The organism is Curtobacterium sp. Csp1 (assembly GCF_013347185.1).
Map to the genome: position 1 here is coordinate 3,901,703 of NZ_CP054594.1, position 18,506 is coordinate 3,920,208.

Here is an 18,506-nt window from a genome sequence, read left to right on the forward strand (position 1 = left end):
AGATCATCGCCCGCGAGTGCGTGAAGTGCCGTCGCGGACCGCGCATCTCCCAGATCCCGTTGTCGGGCTCCTGCCAGTGCTCCTCGACGTAGCCGAGCAGGGCACGCTGCAGCGCCCAGGAGTCCGCGTTCTCCTCGACGCCGAGCTCGCGGGCGTCGTGGAGCGCGGCGAGGACCTCGCCGAAGACGTCGCCCTGGTACTGGGTCGAGGCGCCTCCGGCAGCTCGCGCTCCCCGGCGATGCCGTACATGATCTGGACGTCGGCGGGGTCCCCGGCGATCGCGCGGAGCAGCCAGCCGCGCCAGTGCGCGGCCTCGTCGCGGTACCCGTGGGCGATCAGGGACGCCAGAGCGAGCGACGCGTCGCGCAACCACACGTAGCGGTAGTCCCAGTTGCGTTCTCCGCCGGGGTCCTCCGGTCATCGCGCGCAGGAGCAGCAGGGAGCGTCGGCTCGCTTCGGCGTACTTCCCCTCGGTGTGCGCGGTCGCCATCCAGTCCCGCCACCAGTGCTCGGTCCGGTGCAGGGCCGCGTCCACGTCGAGCGGCGCCGGTGGCTCGCGGTGGGACGGGTACCAGGTCAGGACGGTGTCGAGGACGTCGCCGTCACGCACGGTGGTCGTGTTCGTGTGCCGGTGGTCGTCCGCACGGAACCGGACGCCGCGGACGACGACCGACCCCGGGCCGGCGGTCGCCAGGAGGGCGGGGTCCTCGTCGCCGCCGATCTGCCGGACCCAGGGCAGCGCACGCGCGTAGTCGAAGCGGATCCGGAGGGTCTGTTCGACCTCGACCGATCCCTGCAGACCGCGGACCCGGCGGACGATCGCGGCCCGGTGGGACCCGACGGGCATGAACTCGGTGACCTCGACGACACCCGTCGCCGTGGTCCACACGGTCGAGAGCACGAGCGTGTCGCGGTGGTGGTGTCGGACCGCGGTCGCGTGCGGATCGCTCGGTCGCAGCGTCCAGTGCCCGTGGTCCTCGGTCCCCAGGAGCGACGCGAACGTGGACGGACTGTCGAAGCGGGGCAGGCACGCCCAGTCGATCGTCCCGTCGCGGCCGACGAGGGCTGCGGTGTAGGTGTCGCCGATCAGGGCGTGGTCCTCGATGCGATTGCGCGGCGTCGCGGTGCTCATGCCCTCATCGAACCACCGCCACCAGTCCGCGACGGGAGGAGCGCTGAAGGAGCGCTCAGGCGCCGGGCCCGGGCGCCGGGCCCGGGCGCCGGGCCCGGGCGCCGGGCTCAGGCGCCGGGCAGGGGAGCCTGCGGGTCCGCGTCGGCGACGCCCACCCGGGCGAGCTCGGTCCAGAGCCCGGCGCCGTCCGGCGCGTAGACCCACGGGGCCGCCGAGTCGCGGGAGCGCTCCTGCGCACGGGAGCGGCCACCGGCGAGCACGGCCTCGCTCGTGGAGAGCTGCCGGATCGCCACGCCGGCGACGTTGTCCGGGTGCTCGCGGGCGAAGTCGCCGTAGAGCGTCTCGTCGTGCTGCCCGTCGTCACCGACCAGCAGCCACTGCACGTCGGGGAAGTCCCGGGCCAGGCGGCGGAGGTTGTCGCGCTTGTGCTGCTGACCGCTGCGGAAGAAGCGGTCGTGGGTGGGACCCCAGTCGGTGAGCAGCATCGTGCCGTTCGGGTACATGTTGCGGGTCAGGAAGCGCTGCAGGGTCGGCGCGACGTTCCACGCCCCGGTCGACAGGTAGACGGTGGGGGCACCGGGGTGCTGCGCGAGGATGCGCTCGTAGAGCACGGACATCCCCGGCACCGGGCGGCGGGCGTGCTCGGTGAGCACGAAGGAGTTCCACGCGGCGAGCATCGGGCGGGGGAGCGAGGTCACCATCACGGTGTCGTCGATGTCGGAGAGGAGCCCGAAGCGCGTCGCCGGGTCGACGATGAACACGTCCGCCTCGACGTCGCGCATCCCACCGGCCGAAAGCCGCACGGTCTGCCACCCCGGTTCGAGGTCGATCGGGACCTTCACGTCGACGACGCCGCCGCGGTCGGACTGCACCACGTGGGTCGTGCCACCCGCGGTCACCGTGACCTCGGCGTCGTCGACGGCGACGCTCGTGAAGCTCTTCCACCCGCGCACGCCGTAGTACGAGGCGTCCGAGGCGAGCCCGCGCCGGGTGAGCAGGACGCGGCAGAGCACGCGGATCCAGCCCGGAGCGCCGTACCCGGTGTACGGGATCACGGTCGGCACGAGCCCACGACGACGGGCACGGTGCTCCCGGAACTCCTGCACGGCGTCCTCGATGCGGGCGGCTCGGTGCAGGATCGGCTCGGCCAACGACGGCTCGTGGGGCGTCCAGTCGGGCATTCGTCCACTATCCCACGCTGTCGGAGGCTGTGGTGAGTCGCAGCGATGTTCCAGCCGGTCTCTGCGAGAGTTGCCCCGTCACATCCCACATGACCGCGTCCGTCCGGGCGCAAGAGGAGAACACGTGCTCGTCACCGAGGTATCGAACGCACTGCCGGGGGGATCATCACTGCTCAGGAACGAGCCGGTCCAAGCCCGCAGTTCGGCGCGCCTCTCGAGCGCCTGACGACCGCCATGGTCGCGGAGCGCGCCGGTGCGTCCATCGGCACGGTCTACCGGTACTTCCCGGACCGCATCGCCGTGGTCGAGGCCCTCGCGATCCGGAGCACGCAGCGGCTCGCCGAGCGGTTCCTCACGGCGCTCGACGAGAGCGACGCGACGACCTGGCAGGACGCCTGCGACGCACTCATCGACGCGACCGTCGAGATGTACCGCACCGAGCCGGGCTTCCGGGCGATCCGCTTCGGGGACCCCGCGGACACCGGGACCGGGGACGCCGAGGACCGGATGGCCGCGCTGGGGGCGGCCGTCGCGCAGGTCCTGCACGACCGGTTCGACTTCCCGACGGGGGAGCGCGTCGAGCGCACGTGGGTCGTCCTCGCGGAGTCCGCGCACGCCGTCATCGCGCGCGCCGTCCGCACGATGAGCCGGGCGCACCTCGAAGCGGTGGCCGCCGCCTCCTGATCGGATCCCGGCCCCGCCGCCGGGCGCGACCCGCCCGGCCGACCGGCCGACCCACCTGCCGACGCCCGCGCTCCGAAGAGGAGTCGCGGGCGTCGTCGCGATCGGGACCGCGCAGTCGGGGGGAGCGTTGTCCGCGAGCCGTCATGGGCCGTCACCACGCGGACCGGACGATGACCGCGTGTGTACGCTCGGTCGGAGTCGGGCTACCTCCGGACAGAAGGGCACCCACATGATCGAGTTCCGCTCGGTGCGCAAGACGTACCCGGACGGTACGACGGCGGTCGACGACTTCAGCCTCGTCATCCCCTCCCGCACCACGACGGTCTTCGTCGGGTCCAGCGGCTGCGGCAAGACCACCCTCCTCCGCATGATCAACCGCATGGTCGACCCGAGCTCGGGCACCGTGTCGATCGACGACGAGGACGTCGCAGGTGTCGACCCCGTGCAGCTCCGGCGGCGCATCGGGTACGTGATGCAGAACGCCGGGCTCCTGCCGCACCGGAAGGTCGTCGACAACATCGCGACCGTCCCGCTCCTGACCGGTGTCTCGAAGGGCGAGGCCCGGGCGCGCGCGCTCGAGCTCATGGACACCGTCGGGCTCGACCGGGCCTTCGCGGACCGGTACCCGTCGCAGCTCTCCGGCGGCCAGCAGCAGCGCGTCGGTGTGGCCCGTGGCCTCGCGGTGGACCCGAACGTCCTGCTCATGGACGAGCCGTTCGGCGCCGTCGACCCGCTCGTCCGCAACGACCTGCAGGACGAGCTCATCCGGCTGCAGCGCGAGCTCGGCAAGACGGTGGTCTTCGTCACGCACGACATCGACGAGGCCTTCAAACTCGGCGACCAGGTCGTCATCCTCAAGAAGGGCGGCGAGATCGCCCAGCTCGGGACCCCGGCCGAGATCCTCGCCGAGCCGGCGGACGAGTTCGTGGCGAACTTCATCGGCGTCGGCCGTGGTCGGCGGGCGCTGCGGGTGGAGCAGACCCCGACCGGGCCGATCGTGGTGGACGGCGACGGCCGCGCGGCCGGCGTGCTCACCGGTCCGGTGACGGTGGTGGACGCGGCAGCCGCCGTGCCGCAGGGTGCGGAGGCCGGGGCGCGTGACACCGCCCCGGGTGCTCCGGCGCAGGGTGGGGGACCCCGGTGAAGTGGGTCCTGTCGAACCTCGACACGATCAGTGACGCCACGCTCGCGCACCTCGCGATCGCGATCCCACCGATCTTCATCGCGTTCCTGCTGTCGATCCCGATCGGCTGGCTCGTCGTCCGGCTGCAGCGTCCCGGTGGCTCCCGCGTCGCCGCAGGTGTCGGCACCGGCATCGTGACCGTCGCCGGGCTCCTCTACGCGATCCCGTCCCTCGCGCTCTTCGTCGCCCTGCCCGCCGTCATCGGCACGGGGCTGCAGGACCCGGTCAACCTCATCATCAGCCTGACGCTCTACGGCCTCGCGCTCATGGTGCGCTCGACCGTCGACGCGCTCACCTCGGTCGACGCCGGGACGAAGGCCGCGGCGACCGCCATGGGGTACTCGGGCCTGCAGCGCCGTGGCGGTGTCGACGATCTCGCTCACGACCGTCGGTGCGGTGCTCGGCATCCAGAGCCTCGGGTCGCTCTTCACGGACGGCCTCGGTCGCGGTATCTACGAGGAGATCCTGTCGGGCATCGTGATGGTGCTCGTCCTGGCCTTCGCGCTCGACGGGCTGCTGGTGCTGCTCGGCCGGCTGGTCATGCCGTGGACCCGTCGTGCACCCCGGAGCCGCCGTGCGGTCCGGCGTGTGCTGCAGCGGGCGGAGGTGGCGTCGTGATCATCGCGCAGGCGTTCGGGTGGGTCTTCGACCCGCAGAACTACACGGGCTTCAACGCCATCCCGGGGCGGGTGTGGGAGCACGTCTGGATCACGCTGCTCGCCGTGCTCATCGCCGCGGTCGTCGCCGTCCCGATCGGGTACGCGATCGGTCACACCGGACGAGCCCGCGGGTTCTCCATCGCGCTGTCCGGCGGCATCCGGGCACTGCCCACGCTCGGCGTGCTCTCGCTGTTCGGACTCTTTCTCGGCATCGGCCTGCAAGCGCCGCTCCTGGCCCTCGTCATCCTGGCGATCCCGTCGGTGCTCGCCGGCGCCTACTCGGGCATCGAGTCGGTGGACCCGGTGACGGTCGACGCGGCGAAGGCGCAGGGGATGACCGGGTGGCAGGTCCTGACCGCCACGCTCGCCGCGTACGTCGGCGCCGGTGGTCTGGGCGGCTACTTCTTCCTCGGGCTCAAGACCCAGGACTACGCCGAGATGCTCGGCGCCTCCATCCTCGTGATCGCCCTCGCGATCGCGTTCGAGATCGTGTTCGCCGCTCTCCAGCGGGCGGCGGTGCCGAAGGGCACCGTCGACCCGTCGGCCCGGCGGCGCCAGGGGTCGCGCGAGCGCTCCCGCAATCCCATCCCGGAAGGAAATCCATCGTGATCACAGCAAAGATCCGTGCCGGCGTCGCAGCAGCGCTGGCACTGGGCGTCGCCGCCGCCCTGACCGGCTGCGCGTCGAGCAACCCGCTCGACAGCGGCTCGAGTGCGTCGAGCGACTCGAAGACCATCGTCATCGGTTCGCAGCAGTACTACTCGAACGAGATCATCGCCGAGATGTACGCGCAGGTCCTCGAGAAGGACGGCTTCACGGTGAAGCGGAACTTCAACATCGGTCAGCGTGAGATCTACATCCCGCAGCTCGAGAAGGGCGCGATCGACGTCATGCCCGAGTACAGCGGCAACCTGCTGCAGTACTTCGACAAGGAGTCGACGGCGAAGACCGCCAGCCAGATCGACGAGGGCCTGTCCAAGGCGCTCCCGTCCGGCCTGCGGGTCCTCGACGCGGCCGAGGCCACCGACCAGGACAGCTACACCGTGACCAAGGAGTTCTCCGAGAAGAACGACGTCACGAGCCTGGCCGACCTGAAGAACGTCAGCGAGAAGCTCACCGTCGGCGCGAACTCCGAGTTCCAGACCCGCCCGTACGGCCCCGACGGCCTGAAGTCGGTCTACGGCGTGGACGTCGACTTCAAGGCGATCGAGGACTCCGGCGGAGCCCTGACCGTCAAGGCGCTCAAGGACGGCACCGTCCAGCTCGCCGACATCTACACCGCGGACCCGAGCATCAAGGCGAACGACCTCGTCTCGCTCAAGGACCCGGAGAACCTGATCCTGCCGCAGAACGTCATCCCGGTCGTCTCGAAGAAGGTCGACGACAAGGCCGCGGCGGACATCGACAAGGTGAACAAGGTGCTCACCGAGGCCGCGCTCATCGAGGTCAACTCGAAGAGCACCGTCGACAAGGAGAAGGCGTCGCAGATCGCGAAGGACTTCCTCTCCTCGAAGGGCCTCCTGTAGGGGTTCCACAGCGTCAGGAGACGACAGGCGTCGGGCATCGAGCCCGGCGCCTGTCGTCGTTCCGGGAGGGGTCCGTCCAGCACCGATGTTCCGCACGGTTGTGCCGATCACAGGCCCTGCACGTTCGTGCAGTTCTACCCTCTACAACTTGTCGAAGCAGGTGTCCCGCCGGTAGCGTGAAGGTGTCCCAACGGCCAGTGACAGCAGAAGTCCCCCTTCCACAGGAAGCAACTGACGTGCAGCACCAGCGCGCGGCGACCCGGCATGGACGCGCCGCATGAACGACATCCTCGACCCCCTGATCCTGTCGCGGTGGCAGTTCGGCCTGACGACGATCTACCACTTCCTCTTCGTCCCGCTGACGATCGGCATGGCCCTCGTCGTGGCCGTGTTCCAGTCCGCCTGGGTCCGCACCGGCCGGGCGCACTACCTGCAGCTCACGCGGTTCTTCGGGCGGATCTTCCTCATCAACTTCGCGATGGGTGTCGTCACGGGCATCGTGCAGGAGTTCCAGTTCGGCATGAACTGGTCGAACTACTCTCGGTTCGTCGGTGACGTCTTCGGCGCCCCGCTCGCCCTCGAGGGCATCCTGGCGTTCTTCTTCGAGGCCGCGTTCATCGGCATCTGGATCTTCGGGTGGGACCGCCTGCCGAAGGCCGTGCACCTGGCGAGCATCTGGTGCGTCAGCGTCGGCACGATGCTGTCCGCGTACTTCATCCTCGCGGCGAACGCGTTCATGCAGCACCCGGTCGGCTTCGCGATCAACGAGGCCAAGGGTCGCGCGGAGCTCACCGACATCTGGGCCGTCCTGACGAACAAGGTCGCCCTCGCCGCCTTCCCGCACACGCTGTTCGGCGCGTTCATGGTCGCGGCCTCGGTCATCGTCGCGGTGGCGGCGTACCACCTGGCGCGGAACCAGCACCTCGAGACCATGCTGCCGGCGCTGAAGTTCGGCATGTGGACGATGCTCGCGTCGGGTGCGCTCACGGTGCTGTCGGGCGACCAGCTCGGGCTCACGATGGTCGACACGCAGCCGATGAAGATGGCAGCGGCCGAGGCGCTCTACAACACCTCGACCGGCAAGGACGCCTCCTTCTCGATCTTCACGCTGGGGACGCCGGACGGCGTGCACGAGCTGTTCTCGATCCGCATCCCGTACCTGCTGTCGTTCCTGTCGACCCACACGTTCACCGGCACGGTCGAGGGCATCAACGACCTGCAGGCGCAGTACTCGCAGGTGTACGGCCCCGGCGACTACAAGCCGATCATCTGGGTGACCTACTGGTCGTTCCGGTGGATGATCGCGCTCGGTGTCGGCGCGGTGCTCGTGTCCCTGGTCGGGCTCTGGCTGACCCGCAAGGGTCGGTTCCCGACGCAGCGGTGGGTGTGGCGCGTGGCGACCTGGTCGGTGCCGCTGCCGATGGCCGCGATGATCATGGGCTGGGTCTTCACCGAGATGGGCCGCCAGCCGTGGCTCGTGTTCGGGTTGCTCAAGACCGCCGACGGGGTCTCCCCGAACGTGACCGGGGTCGAGGTCCTCATCTCGCTCGTCGTGTTCACACTCATCTACGGCGCGCTCGCGGTCGTCGAGTTCCGCCTCATCAAGAAGGTCGCGCAGGAGGGCCCCGCCGCCCCGGCGGAGGTCGACGAGGAGACCGGCGCGGTCAAGCACGAAGTGACGGTCTACTAGAAATGGAAACTGTCTGAGCATGGACCTCCCCGTTCTCTGGTTCGCGATCGTCGGTCTGTTCTTCGTCGGGTACTTCGTGCTCGACGGGTTCGACTTCGGCGTCGGGATGTCGCTGCCGTTCCTCGGCAGGGACGACACCGACCGTCGCGTGCTCATCAACACGATCGGCCCGGTCTGGGACCTCAACGAGACGTGGGTCATCGTCGCGGGGGCGTGCCTGTTCGCGGCGTTCCCCGAGTGGTACGCGACGATGTTCTCCGGGTTCTACCTGGCGCTGCTGCTCATCCTCGCGGCGCTCATCGCCCGCGGGGTCTCGTTCGAGTACCGGCACCAGGAGAAGCACCTGGCGTGGAAGCGCCGGTTCGACCTGATGATCGTCGTCGGCAGCGCGGTCCCGTCGTTCCTGTGGGGTGTCGCGTTCGGCAACGTCGTCCGGGGCATCCCGATGGACGCCGGGCACAACTACACCGGCACCTTCCTCGACCTGCTCAACCCCTTCGCGCTCCTGACCGGGCTCGCGACCCTGCTCGTGTTCTTCACACACGGCGTGGTGTTCGTCGCGCTGAAGACCGAGGGCGAGATCCGCGAGCGGGCGAAGCGCCTCGCGACGCGGGCGGGTGTGCTGACGATCGTCGTCGCCGCGGCGTTCCTCGTCGCGATGGCGTTCGTCCGCGCGACCCCGGCGAGCCTCGTGCTCTCGGTCGTCGCGGCGCTGGCCCTCGTGCTCGCGGTGCTCTGCTCGGCGTGGGGGAAGGAGGGCCGGGCGTTCGCGCTCATGGCCGTCACGATCGCCGCGGTCGTCCTGGCGATGTTCACCGCGATCTTCCCGGACGTCATGCCCGCGTCGAACGACCCGGCGAACAGCCTGAACGTCGTCAACGCCGCGAGCGGGACCTACACGTTGACGGTGATGAGCTGGGTGGCGCTGATCTTCGTGCCGCTCGTGCTCGCCTACCAGGCCTGGACGTACTGGGTGTTCCGCAAGCGGGTCTCCCGGGCCCACATCGCGCAGGCCGCGCACTAGGAGGACACCGCCGTGAAGCCGCTCGACCCCCGACTGCTCCGCCTGTCGCGCACGGCGCGCGGGGCCGTCGCGGCGTCGGCGGCCACCGGCCTGGTCCGGACGCTCGCCACCGTCGCGATCGCCTGGGGCATCGCCACCGCCGTCATCCTCGGCGTCGACGGGGTGCGCGACCGCGTCGTCCCCGCCGCGCTCACCCCGACGCTCGCCCTGCTCGGCGCGGCCTTCGTCGTGCGGGCCGTCGCCGCGTGGGCGACCGATGACCTCGCTGCCCGGGCGGGTGCTCGGGTGAAGAGCGAGCTCCGGGCCACCGTCCTGGCGCGTGCGGCGGAGCGCGGACCGGCGTGGCTGCAGGGCCGTTCGAGCGCCGCGTTCGCGACCACCCTCGGCCCCGGGCTCGACGCGCTCGACGCGTACTTCGGCCGGTTCCTGCCGCAGCTCGCCCTCACCGCCGTGGCGACCCCGGTCCTGCTGCTCGCGATCGGGGCCGGAGACCTGACGAGTGCGGTCGTCATCGTGCTCGCGATGCCGGTGATCCCGGTGTTCATGGTGCTCATCGGGCTCGCGACCCAGTCGCTGCAGCGCCGGCAGGCCGATGCCCTCGCCCGTCTCGGGAGCGCGTTCACCGAGGCCGTCGAGGGCCTGGCGACGCTCAAGGTGTTCGGCCGCGCCCGCCGCCAGGTCGGCCGGATCGGCGACGTCACCGACGAGTACCGTCGCGGCACCCTCGGCGTGCTGCGGCTGTCGTTCGTCAGCGGCTTCGCGCTCGAGCTCGCCGCGAGCCTGTCCGTCGCGCTCGTCGCGGTGTCGATCGGCGTCCGGCTCGTCGACGGCTCGCTCGGCCTCGGTGCCGCGATGTTCGTGCTCGTCCTCGCGCCGGAGGCCTTCGCGCCGATCCGGCAGGTCGGCGCCGACTTCCACGCCGCCCAGGACGGCGTCGAGGCGTCCGCGGCCGTCCTCGACGTGCTCGACGACCGCGCTGGACACGACCGGGACCGACGGACCCCGGGACCGACCTGGTCCTCACCGGCCTCACGGTCACCCGCCCCGACACCGTCATCGGCCCGCTCGACGTGCGCGCCGCCCCCGGCACGGTCGTCGCGCTGGCCGGCCCGAGCGGCTCCGGCAAGTCGAGCCTCATCGCCGCGATCCGCGGCGTCCTCCCGCACGACGGCACGGTCACCAGCGCACCACGTGGGCCGACCAGCGGCCGCGCCTCGTCCGCGGCACGGTCGCCGAGAACGTCGCCCTGCACTCCCGACCCGACACGGCCGACGTGCGGCGCGCCCTTGGCGACGCGGGGCTGGGACTCGACCCGGGCCTCCCGGTCGGACCCGGCGGAGCCGGCCTCTCCGGCGGCCAGGCGCAGCGGGTCGCGGTGGCCCGCGCGCTGTACCGCGCCCGGCGCGAGCGGACACCGCTCGTCCTGCTCGACGAACCGACGTCGGCCCTCGACGCCGAGGCCGAGCAGACCGTCGTGCGCGCCCTGCGCGCCCTCGCGGACGACGGCGCGGTCGTCGTGGTCGCCAGCCACCGCCCGGCCGTGCTCGACGCGGCCGACGTGCGCGTCGACCTGCACGCGGACGCGTCGGTCCTGCGGCTCGCCCTGCCGCACGGTGCGGGTTGGGCGAAGGCGGTCGCCGCCGGCACGACCAGCGCGCTCTGCGCGGTCGCGCTCCTCGCGGCGAGCGGCTACCTGATCACGCGAGCGGCCGAGCAGCCGCCCATCCTGTACCTGACGCTCGTGATGGTCGGCGTCCGGGCGTTCGCCCTCGGTCGGGCCGCCCTGCGCTACGTCGACCGGCTCGCCGGGCACGACGCGTCCTTCCGGCAGCTCGCCGTCGTCCGGACGGAGATGTACCGCCGGCTCGCGTCGATCGCCCCGGCCGGGCTCGGCCGCACCGGTCGCGGCGACCTGCTCACGCGGCTCGTGACCGACACCGACCGCCTGCAGGACCTGCCGATCCGCGTCGTCGGGCCGCTGGTGTCGGCGGGGGTCGTCGCGGTGCTGTCCGTGGTCGCCGTCGCGCTCGTCTGGTGGCCGGCCGCGCTCGTGCTGCTCCTCGCCCTCGGTGCCGCTGCGGTGCTCGGGACGGTCGTGACGCTCGCGGTCGCCCGGCGGTCCGACCGCGAGACCGCCGCGGAGCGCGGCCGGGTCGCGGACCTGGTGCTCGACACCGTGCGCACGCTCGACGTCTTCGCCGCGTACGGCACGCTGCCGGACCGGCTCGCGACGATCGCGGCGCTCGACGACCGGGTCACGCGGGCGGTGCGGCGTCGCGCGACCGTCGAGTCGCTCGTCGGGGCGCTCGTCGGGCTGCTCGGCGGCGGCGCGGTCGTCGGCGTCCTTGCCGTCGGCGCACCCGCCGTCGTCCGTGGTGCGCTGGACGGACCGCTGTGGGCGCTCGCGGTGTTCGTGCCGCTGGCCCTGTTCGAGGTCGTCGGCGGTGTGCCGCTCGCCGTCCTGACGCTCCGTCGGGTCCGGGCCGCCGCCGAGCGGGTGGAGCAGGTCGTCCCGGCAGCGGTGCCGGCCGGGATCGTCCCCGAGCCGGACGAGCCCGCGACCGCCGATGAGCTCGCCGTCGACGGGCCGGTGACCGTGGCCCTCCGCGACCTCACCGTCCGGTGGCCCGGCGCCGGGACACCCGCGGTCGACCGGGTCGACCTCGACCTGCGACCCGGCGAGGTCGTCGTCCTCACGGGGCCGAGCGGCGCGGGGAAGTCCACGCTCGTCGACGCCCTGGTCCGGTTCGTCGACCACGAGGGCTCGTACACGCTCGACGGCGTCGAGGCGCGACGGCTGCACCCGGACGCCGTGCGCGCCCGGGTCGGACTCGTCGAGCAGGACCCGTTCGTGTTCGACCAGACCGTGCGGCAGAACCTGCTCTTCGCCCGCGACACCGCGACCGACGCCGAGCTCGTCGACGCCCTCGAACGGGTCGGCCTGGGCGGCTGGCTCGCCCGACGCGGCGGACTCGACGCACCCGCGGGGGAGCGCGGCACGCTGCTGTCCGGCGGCCAGGCGCACCGGCTCGCCCTGGCGCGGGCGTTGCTCCACGCGTTCCCGGTGCTCGTGCTCGACGAGCCGACCGCGGACGTCGACCCGGACCTCGGCGACGCCGTGCTGCGCGACCTCGTCGGGGCGGCGCGGTCGGCCGGACGGACGGTGCTCGTCGTGTCGCACGTACCGGTGCCGGCCGACCTCGTGGACCGGACGCTGCGGATGCGGGACGGGCGGCTCGTCTCGGCGTGAGCCGCGGGCCGGAGGCGGGGCCGGACGGGCGTCGTGACGGATGTGGCCCGCGGTCCGGGGTGGGCGTGACCCGGTGGCGGGAGCGACGGTGCGGGGCGGGGCCGAGCCGTGCCTCCAGGCCTTGTACGCTGGGTGACCGTGACCACCGAGCACCCCACCGAGCAGGCACCCGTCGACCCCGACGCCTACGACTTCCGGCGCATCCAGGAGAAGTGGCAGCCGCGGTGGGAGGAGCTCGGACTCTTCACCACCGACCTCGACGACAGCCGCCCGCGCAAGTACATCCTCGAGATGTTCCCGTACCCGTCCGGCGACCTGCACATGGGCCACGCCGAGAACTGGGCGCTGGGCGACTTCGTGGCGCGCTACTGGCGGCAGCAGGGCTTCAACGTGCTGCACCCGATCGGCTGGGACTCGTTCGGGCTGCCCGCCGAGAACGCCGCCATCAAGCGCGGGGTCGACCCGCGTGAGTGGACCTACGCGAACATCGAGCAGCAGAAGGCGTCGTTCAAGCGCTACGCGCCGTCCTTCGACTGGACGACCGAGATCCACACCTCGGACCCCGAGTACTACAAGTGGAACCAGTGGCTGTTCCTCAAGATGTACGAGAAGGGCCTGGCATACCGGAAGGACAGCTGGGTCAACTGGGACCCGGTGGACCAGACCGTGCTCGCGAACGAGCAGGTGCTGCCCGACGGCACCTCGGACCGCTCCGGCGCCGTCGTCGTCAAGAAGAAGCTGACGCAGTGGTACTTCGCGATCACGAAGTACGCCGACCGCCTGCTCGACGACCTCAACCAGCTCGAGGGCCGCTGGCCGGCGAAGGTCATCGCCCAGCAGCGCAACTGGATCGGCCGGTCGGTCGGTGCCGACGTCGACTTCGTCATCGAGGGTCGCGACGAGCCCGTCACCGTCTTCACCACGCGCCCGGACACGATCCACGGCGTGACGTTCCTGGTCGTGGCGCCGGACTCCGACCTGGCGGCGTCGCTGGTCTCCTCGGCCGAGCCCGCGGTGCGCGAGGCGTTCGACGAGTACCTGACGGCGACGCAGAAGACCTCCGAGATCGACCGGCAGAACGCCGACCGTCCGAAGACGGGCGTCCCGCTCGGCCGCTTCGCGGCTCGCCGACTACGGCCACGGTGCGGTCATGGCCGTCCCGGCGCACGACCAGCGCGACCTCGACTTCGCGCGGGCGTTCGACCTGCCCGTCAAGGTCGTCGTCGACACCAACGCCGCCGTCACCGGCGCGATCCCGGTGATCCCCGAGGGCGCGACGCTCGAGGACCTGCCCGCCCTCGACCCCGTCTCCACCGGCGAGGCGCTGACCGGCCAGGGACGGATGATCAACTCCGGCCCGCTCGACGGCATGTCGAAGCAGCACGCGATCACCGCGGCGATCGGCCTGCTCGAGGAGCGCGGCACCGGTCGTGCCGCGAAGACCTACCGCCTGCGCGACTGGCTCATCTCGCGGCAGCGCTTCTGGGGCACCCCGATCCCGATCATCCACGGCGCCGACGGCACCGAGCACCCGGTGCCGTTCGACCAGCTGCCGGTGCGACTGCCGTCGACCGAGGGCCTCGACCTCAAGCCGAAGGGCACCTCGCCCCTCGGCGGCGCCACGGACTGGGTGAACGTGCCGAACCCGGTGGACGGCTCGCCGGCGCTGCGCGACACCGACACGATGGACACGTTCGTCGACTCGTCGTGGTACTTCCTGCGCTTCCTGGCCGCGAACGACGACACGCAGGCGTTCGACCCGGCCATCGCGCGCAAGTGGGCTCCGGTCGACCAGTACATCGGCGGCATCGAGCACGCGATCCTGCACCTGCTGTACGCCCGCTTCGTCACGAAGGTCCTGTTCGACCTCGGCTACCTCGACTTCACCGAGCCGTTCTCGGCGCTCCTCAACCAGGGCATGGTGCTGTCCGGCGGCTCGAAGATGTCGAAGTCGAAGGGCGGCGTCTCGCTCGGCGACGAGCTCGACGCGAACGGTGTCGACGCGATCCGCCTGGTGATGGGCTTCGCCGGCCCGCCGGAGGACGACATCAACTGGGAGGACGTCTCTCCGTCGGCGTCCGCGCGCTTCCTCGCCCGTGCCTACCGCCTGGCGACCGACGTCACGTCGTCGCCCGACGCCGTGTGGGCCGACGGCGACCGTGCACTCCGGCAGGTTACGCACCGCTTCCTGGCGGACGCCCCCGGCCTCATGGAGTCGTTCAAGTTCAACGTCGTGATCGCGCGGCTCATGGACCTGGTGAACGTCACCCGCAAGGCCATCGACAGCGGCCCCGGCGCCGGTGACCCCGCCGTGCGCGAGGCCGCCGAGACCGTCGCACTGGCCCTCGCCGTGTTCGCGCCGTACACCGGCGAGGAGATGTGGGAGAAGCTGGGCTACGAGGCCACCGTCGCCACGTACGGCTGGCGGAAGGCCGACCCGACGCTGCTCGTGCAGGACACNCTGACGGCGGTCGTGCAGGTCAACGGCAAGGTCCGGGACTCGTTCGAGGTGTCGAAGTCGATCGAGGCGGACGAGCTCGAGCAGCTCGCGCGTGCGTCGGCGAACGTGCAGCGGTACATCGGCGAGCGCGAGATCGTGAAGGTCATCGTGCGGGCGCCGAAGCTCGTGAACATCGCGATCAAGGGCTGAGGCGGTTGTCGATGCGAGCAATCGACCCCGAGTTCTTCTCCGGAAGCCACATCGACAGCAATTTTGAACCTTCTACTGAACGGTCGGGGACAGACTGATGACGACGCCTCTGCGCTCTATAAGCATTCAAGGCTTTCGTTCGATTGAATCCCTTACCCTTGATCTTTCCGGCCCGATCACTCTGCTCATTGGCGCGAACGGAGCGGGGAAGAGCAACCTCGTTGATGCTTTCGAGCTGCTGGGCTACGCGGTGGATGGGCGTATATCGAAGCATATTGCGAAGCTGGGGGGAATTTCTCAGCTCGTACACCGGGGGCCAGGTAGACCTTCTTCAGACTCCATTGACCTGCAGATCTGGGGCGATTGGGTAGAATCAGCGAGAGGAGCAATTCGCAACGGGTACGCCTTACGGCTTGAGCCTGCTGCTGATGACTCCGCCATTCTGACAGAGACCACATTCCTGCATCGAGATTCATATCAGCGGCCCTATAGCAACTCCCTGGGTGTTAGTAGAGACGGGAGGCTCAAGGAGAGGATCTCCGATCACGTCTCACACGAGTATCTCTTCGATGTACTGTCGGGCTGTCGAGTCTTTCATTTCGACGATACAAGCGTCTCTGCGCCACCCTTGCGTAGGGTAGACGTCGCCGACGGCGAAATGCTTCACGATGATGCCCGCAACCTCGCAGCAGTGTTGCTCGAGATGCGTGAGAATAGTTCTCGACAATATGATCAGGTCGTCCGGTCTGTCCGTAACATTGCTCCTTTTTTCGATGATTTTGTGCTCCGGCCCCGCGGCGATACTGTCTTGCTGCGATGGCGTGAGAGAGGATTGGACGACGTACTTTCGGGGAGTGCCTTGAGCTCGGGGACTCTCCGTTTCATCTGTCTTGCTGTGCTGCTACAGCAGCCGAGAAAACCCTCTACGATCATCCTGGACGAGCCTGAATTGGGTCTGCATCCTGCTGCTATTCATCAATTGGCCGCACTGTTTCGTAACTTGGGACCGGAGCATCGCCTGATAGCGGCTACTCAATCAGTCACCCTTCTAGGCCAGTTCGGGCTTTCGGAGGTAGCAGTCGTTGAGCGGAGCGCTGGTTCAACGGTGGTGATGCGCCCCAACGAGTCCGAGCTCCAGAACTGGCTTCAGGACTACTCGGTGGGAGAGCTTTGGGAGATGAATCTCCTCGGAGGCAGGCCGACATCTTCGCCTCTCGCTAGCGGAGCCGATGATGACTAGGCTCGTGGCTGTTGTCGTCGAAGGCCAGACTGAGGAAGCTTTCGTCAATGTCGTCCTCCAGCCTCTCGCCTCGCAACGCGGGATGCACCTGACGCCGATCGTCGTTCACACTTCACGATCGGCGGATGGTCGTGCGCACAGAGGCGGTGGAAACTGGGCGCACTACGAAAGATTGGTCAGGAATCTGGTCAGCCAGCCCCATTGGGATCGCGTGACGACGATGCTCGACTTCTATGCCTTCCCGAGTGGCGGCCCGGTCTGTGGGTGCAGCGGTTCTCACAAGCAGCCGACCTGTGTAGACGAGATCGAACTTCGCATGGGTTCGACCTTGGGTAGTCCCGAGAAGTTTCGCCCATTTGTCATGTTGCACGAGTTCGAGACGCTCGTCATAGCGGCGGGCGCGGAGGCTCCCGACATCTTCGACGATCGTGAGCTGCCTGCAACTTTCGCTCGCCTGATAGATGAGCATGGTGGAAACGCTGAGCTGATCAACAACGGTCGTAGCAGTGCCCCGTCGAAGCGGGTAGTCAGGTTGCTGCCGGACTATGACAAAGTGAGAGACGGGGTCGCCATCATCTTCCCTCACTTCAAAGCAGCCCTCGCAGCGACGCCACACATGAAAACGTGGATGGATGAGCTCGGCCTTGGCTAGCTTGTTGATGATCAAACGCGGGTGCAAGTCATCCTCATCCGTCCGCGCGATGGCTGCATCTGGAACTCACGCCTCAGGACACTGATCGTCGCAAGCCTGCTTGGAGGGCTCCGTTGAAGTTGCCCCGTACGGCTGGCGGAAGGCCGACCCGACGCTGCTCGTGCAGGACACGCTGACGGCGGTCGTGCAGGTCAACGGCAAGGTCCGCTCGAGCAGCTCGCGCGTGCGTCGGCGAACGTGCAGCGGTACATCGGCGAGCGCGAGATCGTGAAGGTCATCGTGCGGGCGCCGAAGCTCGTGAACATCGCGATCAAGGGCTGAGGCCCTCCTCCACAGGCATCGGCCCGGCGTCGCCCTCCACAGGGGCGGACGCCGGGCCGTCGTCGTCGGTCCGGCGTTTCTAACGTGCCGGCATGGCTCCTGTTGACCCGGTCCCCGACGCCCGCTGGCGACGCTGGACGCTGACGCCGCGGACGGCGGTGGTGCTCGGGGCGGTGGTCGTCGCGGTCGCGCTCGCGATCGTCGGCGTGGGTGCCGTGGGGGAGCGCTCGACGGGGCAGGTCACGGTGTCCGGTGGGCCGGCCGGGTCGGTCGCGGGGTCTGGGTCGGCGTCCGGGGCCGCGTCCGCCGGGACGGACGGTCGGCCTGGAGGCACGGGGGCGCCCCGGTCGCTCGACGCGCGTCCGACGGGTGGTCCGGCTCCGTCAGCGACGGCGGTGCTCGTCTCCGTGTACGTGGTCGGCGCGGTCGCTCGCGCGGGGGTCGTCGAGCTGCCGGACGGCTCCCGCGTGCAGGCCGCGATCGAACGAGCAGGCGGGGCGACCGACGTCGCGGACCTGACGCGGGTGAACCTGGCGCGCCCGGTGGTCGACGGTGAGCGGCTGTACGTGCCCGCGGTGGGCGAGACCGAGGTGCCGGCGGCGCTCGGTCCGGACGTGGCGGGCGGCGCCGACGGTGGTGCCGGGGCTGGCGCCGGTGGCGGCTCGACTGCCGGTGCCGGCGGCGCGGGTGACGTCGTCGACCTGAACCGGGCGGACCAGGCGACGCTCGAGACCCTGCCCGGGATCGGTCCGGCCCTCGCCGCGCGGATCATCGCCTGGCGGGAAGAGCACGGCGGCTTCACCACGGTCGAGGACCTGCTCGACGTCAGCGGCATCGGCGACGCCCGGTTCGCGGAGCTCCGGGAGCGGGTCCGCGTGTGAGGGGCGTCGACCTCCGTCCGGTCCTCACGGACCTGCGGTTCGCCGGCCCGGTCGCCGTGGCGTGGGTGGTCGCGGTGCTCCTGGTCGCGCAGCCCGGGTCCGCGATCGTCGTCGCGGCGGTCGCCGCCGGTGTCGCCGTGCTCAGCGGGGTCGTCACCGGGCACCCGGCACTCCGCCCGCGGGTGCGGGCGGTCGGCGCCGTCGTGCTGACCGCGGGGGCGTGCTGCGTGCTCGTCGCGGTGTCGATCGCGGTCGGGCAGGTGCACCGCGACCCCGAGGCCCTGCGGCGTGCCGTCGGCCACAGCGCCACGGTCGTTGTCGACCTGCGCCGCGACCTCGCGCCGGGCGACCACTCGGTGGTCGGAGCGCTCCGCGCGGTGGACGGGCACGGTGTCGGGGCCGTGCCGGTGCGGGTGGTCACGACCTCCGACAC

Annotated in this window: 12 protein-coding genes and 5 pseudogenes; 13 read left to right on the forward strand and 4 right to left on the reverse strand. The window is 70.3% G+C overall.

The window, feature by feature from the left end:
• The 4 genes and pseudogenes from HUN58_RS20705 to HUN58_RS18770 form a co-directional block, all read right to left on the reverse strand.
• Positions 1 to 304, reverse strand: a 304-nt coding sequence (locus HUN58_RS20705) for a glycoside hydrolase family 15 protein (protein WP_254631708.1), incomplete at its 3' end; no start/stop codon positions are given.
• Positions 280 to 375 (reverse strand): annotated as a pseudogene (locus HUN58_RS20710) (glycoside hydrolase family 15 protein); the annotation flags it as partial. The pseudogene HUN58_RS20710 and the gene HUN58_RS20705, both read right to left, overlap by 25 nt.
• Before the next feature lie 295 nt (positions 376 to 670).
• Positions 671 to 1,132 (reverse strand): annotated as a pseudogene (locus HUN58_RS20715) (trehalase-like domain-containing protein); the annotation flags it as partial.
• A 107-nt stretch (positions 1,133 to 1,239) separates the two neighbouring features.
• A complete protein-coding gene (locus HUN58_RS18770; protein WP_058741687.1) occupies positions 1,240 to 2,313 on the reverse strand; it encodes an App1 family protein in 1,074 nt (357 codons plus the stop codon).
• A gap of 222 nt (positions 2,314 to 2,535) precedes the next feature.
• Between HUN58_RS18770 and HUN58_RS18775 the strand changes: the two genes are divergently transcribed.
• The 13 genes and pseudogenes from HUN58_RS18775 (at position 2,536) to HUN58_RS18835 (ending at position 18,073) form a co-directional block, all read left to right on the forward strand.
• Positions 2,536 to 2,997, forward strand: coding sequence for a TetR family transcriptional regulator (locus HUN58_RS18775; RefSeq protein ID WP_302694876.1), 462 nt, complete (start codon positions 2,536 to 2,538; stop codon positions 2,995 to 2,997).
• 229 nt (positions 2,998 to 3,226) lie between these two features.
• Positions 3,227 to 4,141: an ABC transporter ATP-binding protein gene (locus HUN58_RS18780; protein WP_058741685.1), complete on the forward strand. Its 915-nt coding sequence runs from the start codon at positions 3,227 to 3,229 to the stop codon at positions 4,139 to 4,141.
• The gene (locus HUN58_RS21150; protein ID WP_368075769.1) at positions 4,138 to 5,448 is read left to right on the forward strand and encodes an ABC transporter permease; all 1,311 of its coding nucleotides are present in this window, start codon (positions 4,138 to 4,140) and stop codon (positions 5,446 to 5,448) included. Before HUN58_RS18780 ends, HUN58_RS21150 begins: the two co-directional genes overlap by 4 nt.
• Positions 5,445 to 6,365, forward strand: coding sequence for an ABC transporter substrate-binding protein (locus tag HUN58_RS18795; protein ID WP_141861171.1), 921 nt, complete (start codon positions 5,445 to 5,447; stop codon positions 6,363 to 6,365). The genes HUN58_RS21150 and HUN58_RS18795 overlap by 4 nt, the downstream gene beginning before the upstream one ends.
• A gap of 277 nt (positions 6,366 to 6,642) precedes the next feature.
• Positions 6,643 to 8,055, forward strand: coding sequence for a cytochrome ubiquinol oxidase subunit I (locus tag HUN58_RS18800; RefSeq protein WP_058741682.1), 1,413 nt, complete (start codon positions 6,643 to 6,645; stop codon positions 8,053 to 8,055).
• Between the two features lie 19 nt (positions 8,056 to 8,074).
• Positions 8,075 to 9,079 (forward strand): cytochrome d ubiquinol oxidase subunit II, encoded by a 1,005-nt coding sequence (cydB, locus tag HUN58_RS18805; protein WP_141861175.1) that lies wholly within the window; start codon positions 8,075 to 8,077, stop codon positions 9,077 to 9,079.
• A 162-nt stretch (positions 9,080 to 9,241) separates the two neighbouring features.
• A pseudogene (locus HUN58_RS20720) lies at positions 9,242 to 9,880 on the forward strand (ABC transporter transmembrane domain-containing protein); the annotation flags it as partial.
• Positions 9,881 to 10,149: 269 nt separating this feature from the next.
• A pseudogene (locus HUN58_RS20725) lies at positions 10,150 to 10,463 on the forward strand (ATP-binding cassette domain-containing protein); the annotation flags it as partial.
• Between the two features lie 174 nt (positions 10,464 to 10,637).
• Positions 10,638 to 12,329: a thiol reductant ABC exporter subunit CydC gene (gene cydC, locus HUN58_RS20355; protein WP_368075809.1), complete on the forward strand. Its 1,692-nt coding sequence runs from the start codon at positions 10,638 to 10,640 to the stop codon at positions 12,327 to 12,329.
• A gap of 138 nt (positions 12,330 to 12,467) precedes the next feature.
• A pseudogene (gene leuS, locus HUN58_RS18820) lies at positions 12,468 to 14,979 on the forward strand (leucine--tRNA ligase).
• Positions 14,980 to 15,076: 97 nt separating this feature from the next.
• Positions 15,077 to 16,219: an AAA family ATPase gene (locus tag HUN58_RS18825; RefSeq protein ID WP_180225159.1), complete on the forward strand. Its 1,143-nt coding sequence runs from the start codon at positions 15,077 to 15,079 to the stop codon at positions 16,217 to 16,219.
• Positions 16,220 to 16,223: 4 nt separating this feature from the next.
• Positions 16,224 to 16,871, forward strand: a complete 648-nt coding sequence (locus HUN58_RS18830; RefSeq protein WP_180225160.1) for a DUF4276 family protein — start codon at positions 16,224 to 16,226, stop codon at positions 16,869 to 16,871.
• A 413-nt stretch (positions 16,872 to 17,284) separates the two neighbouring features.
• Positions 17,285 to 18,073, forward strand: a complete 789-nt coding sequence (locus tag HUN58_RS18835) for a ComEA family DNA-binding protein (RefSeq protein WP_180225162.1) — start codon at positions 17,285 to 17,287, stop codon at positions 18,071 to 18,073.
• Positions 18,074 to 18,506 lie beyond the last annotated feature (433 nt).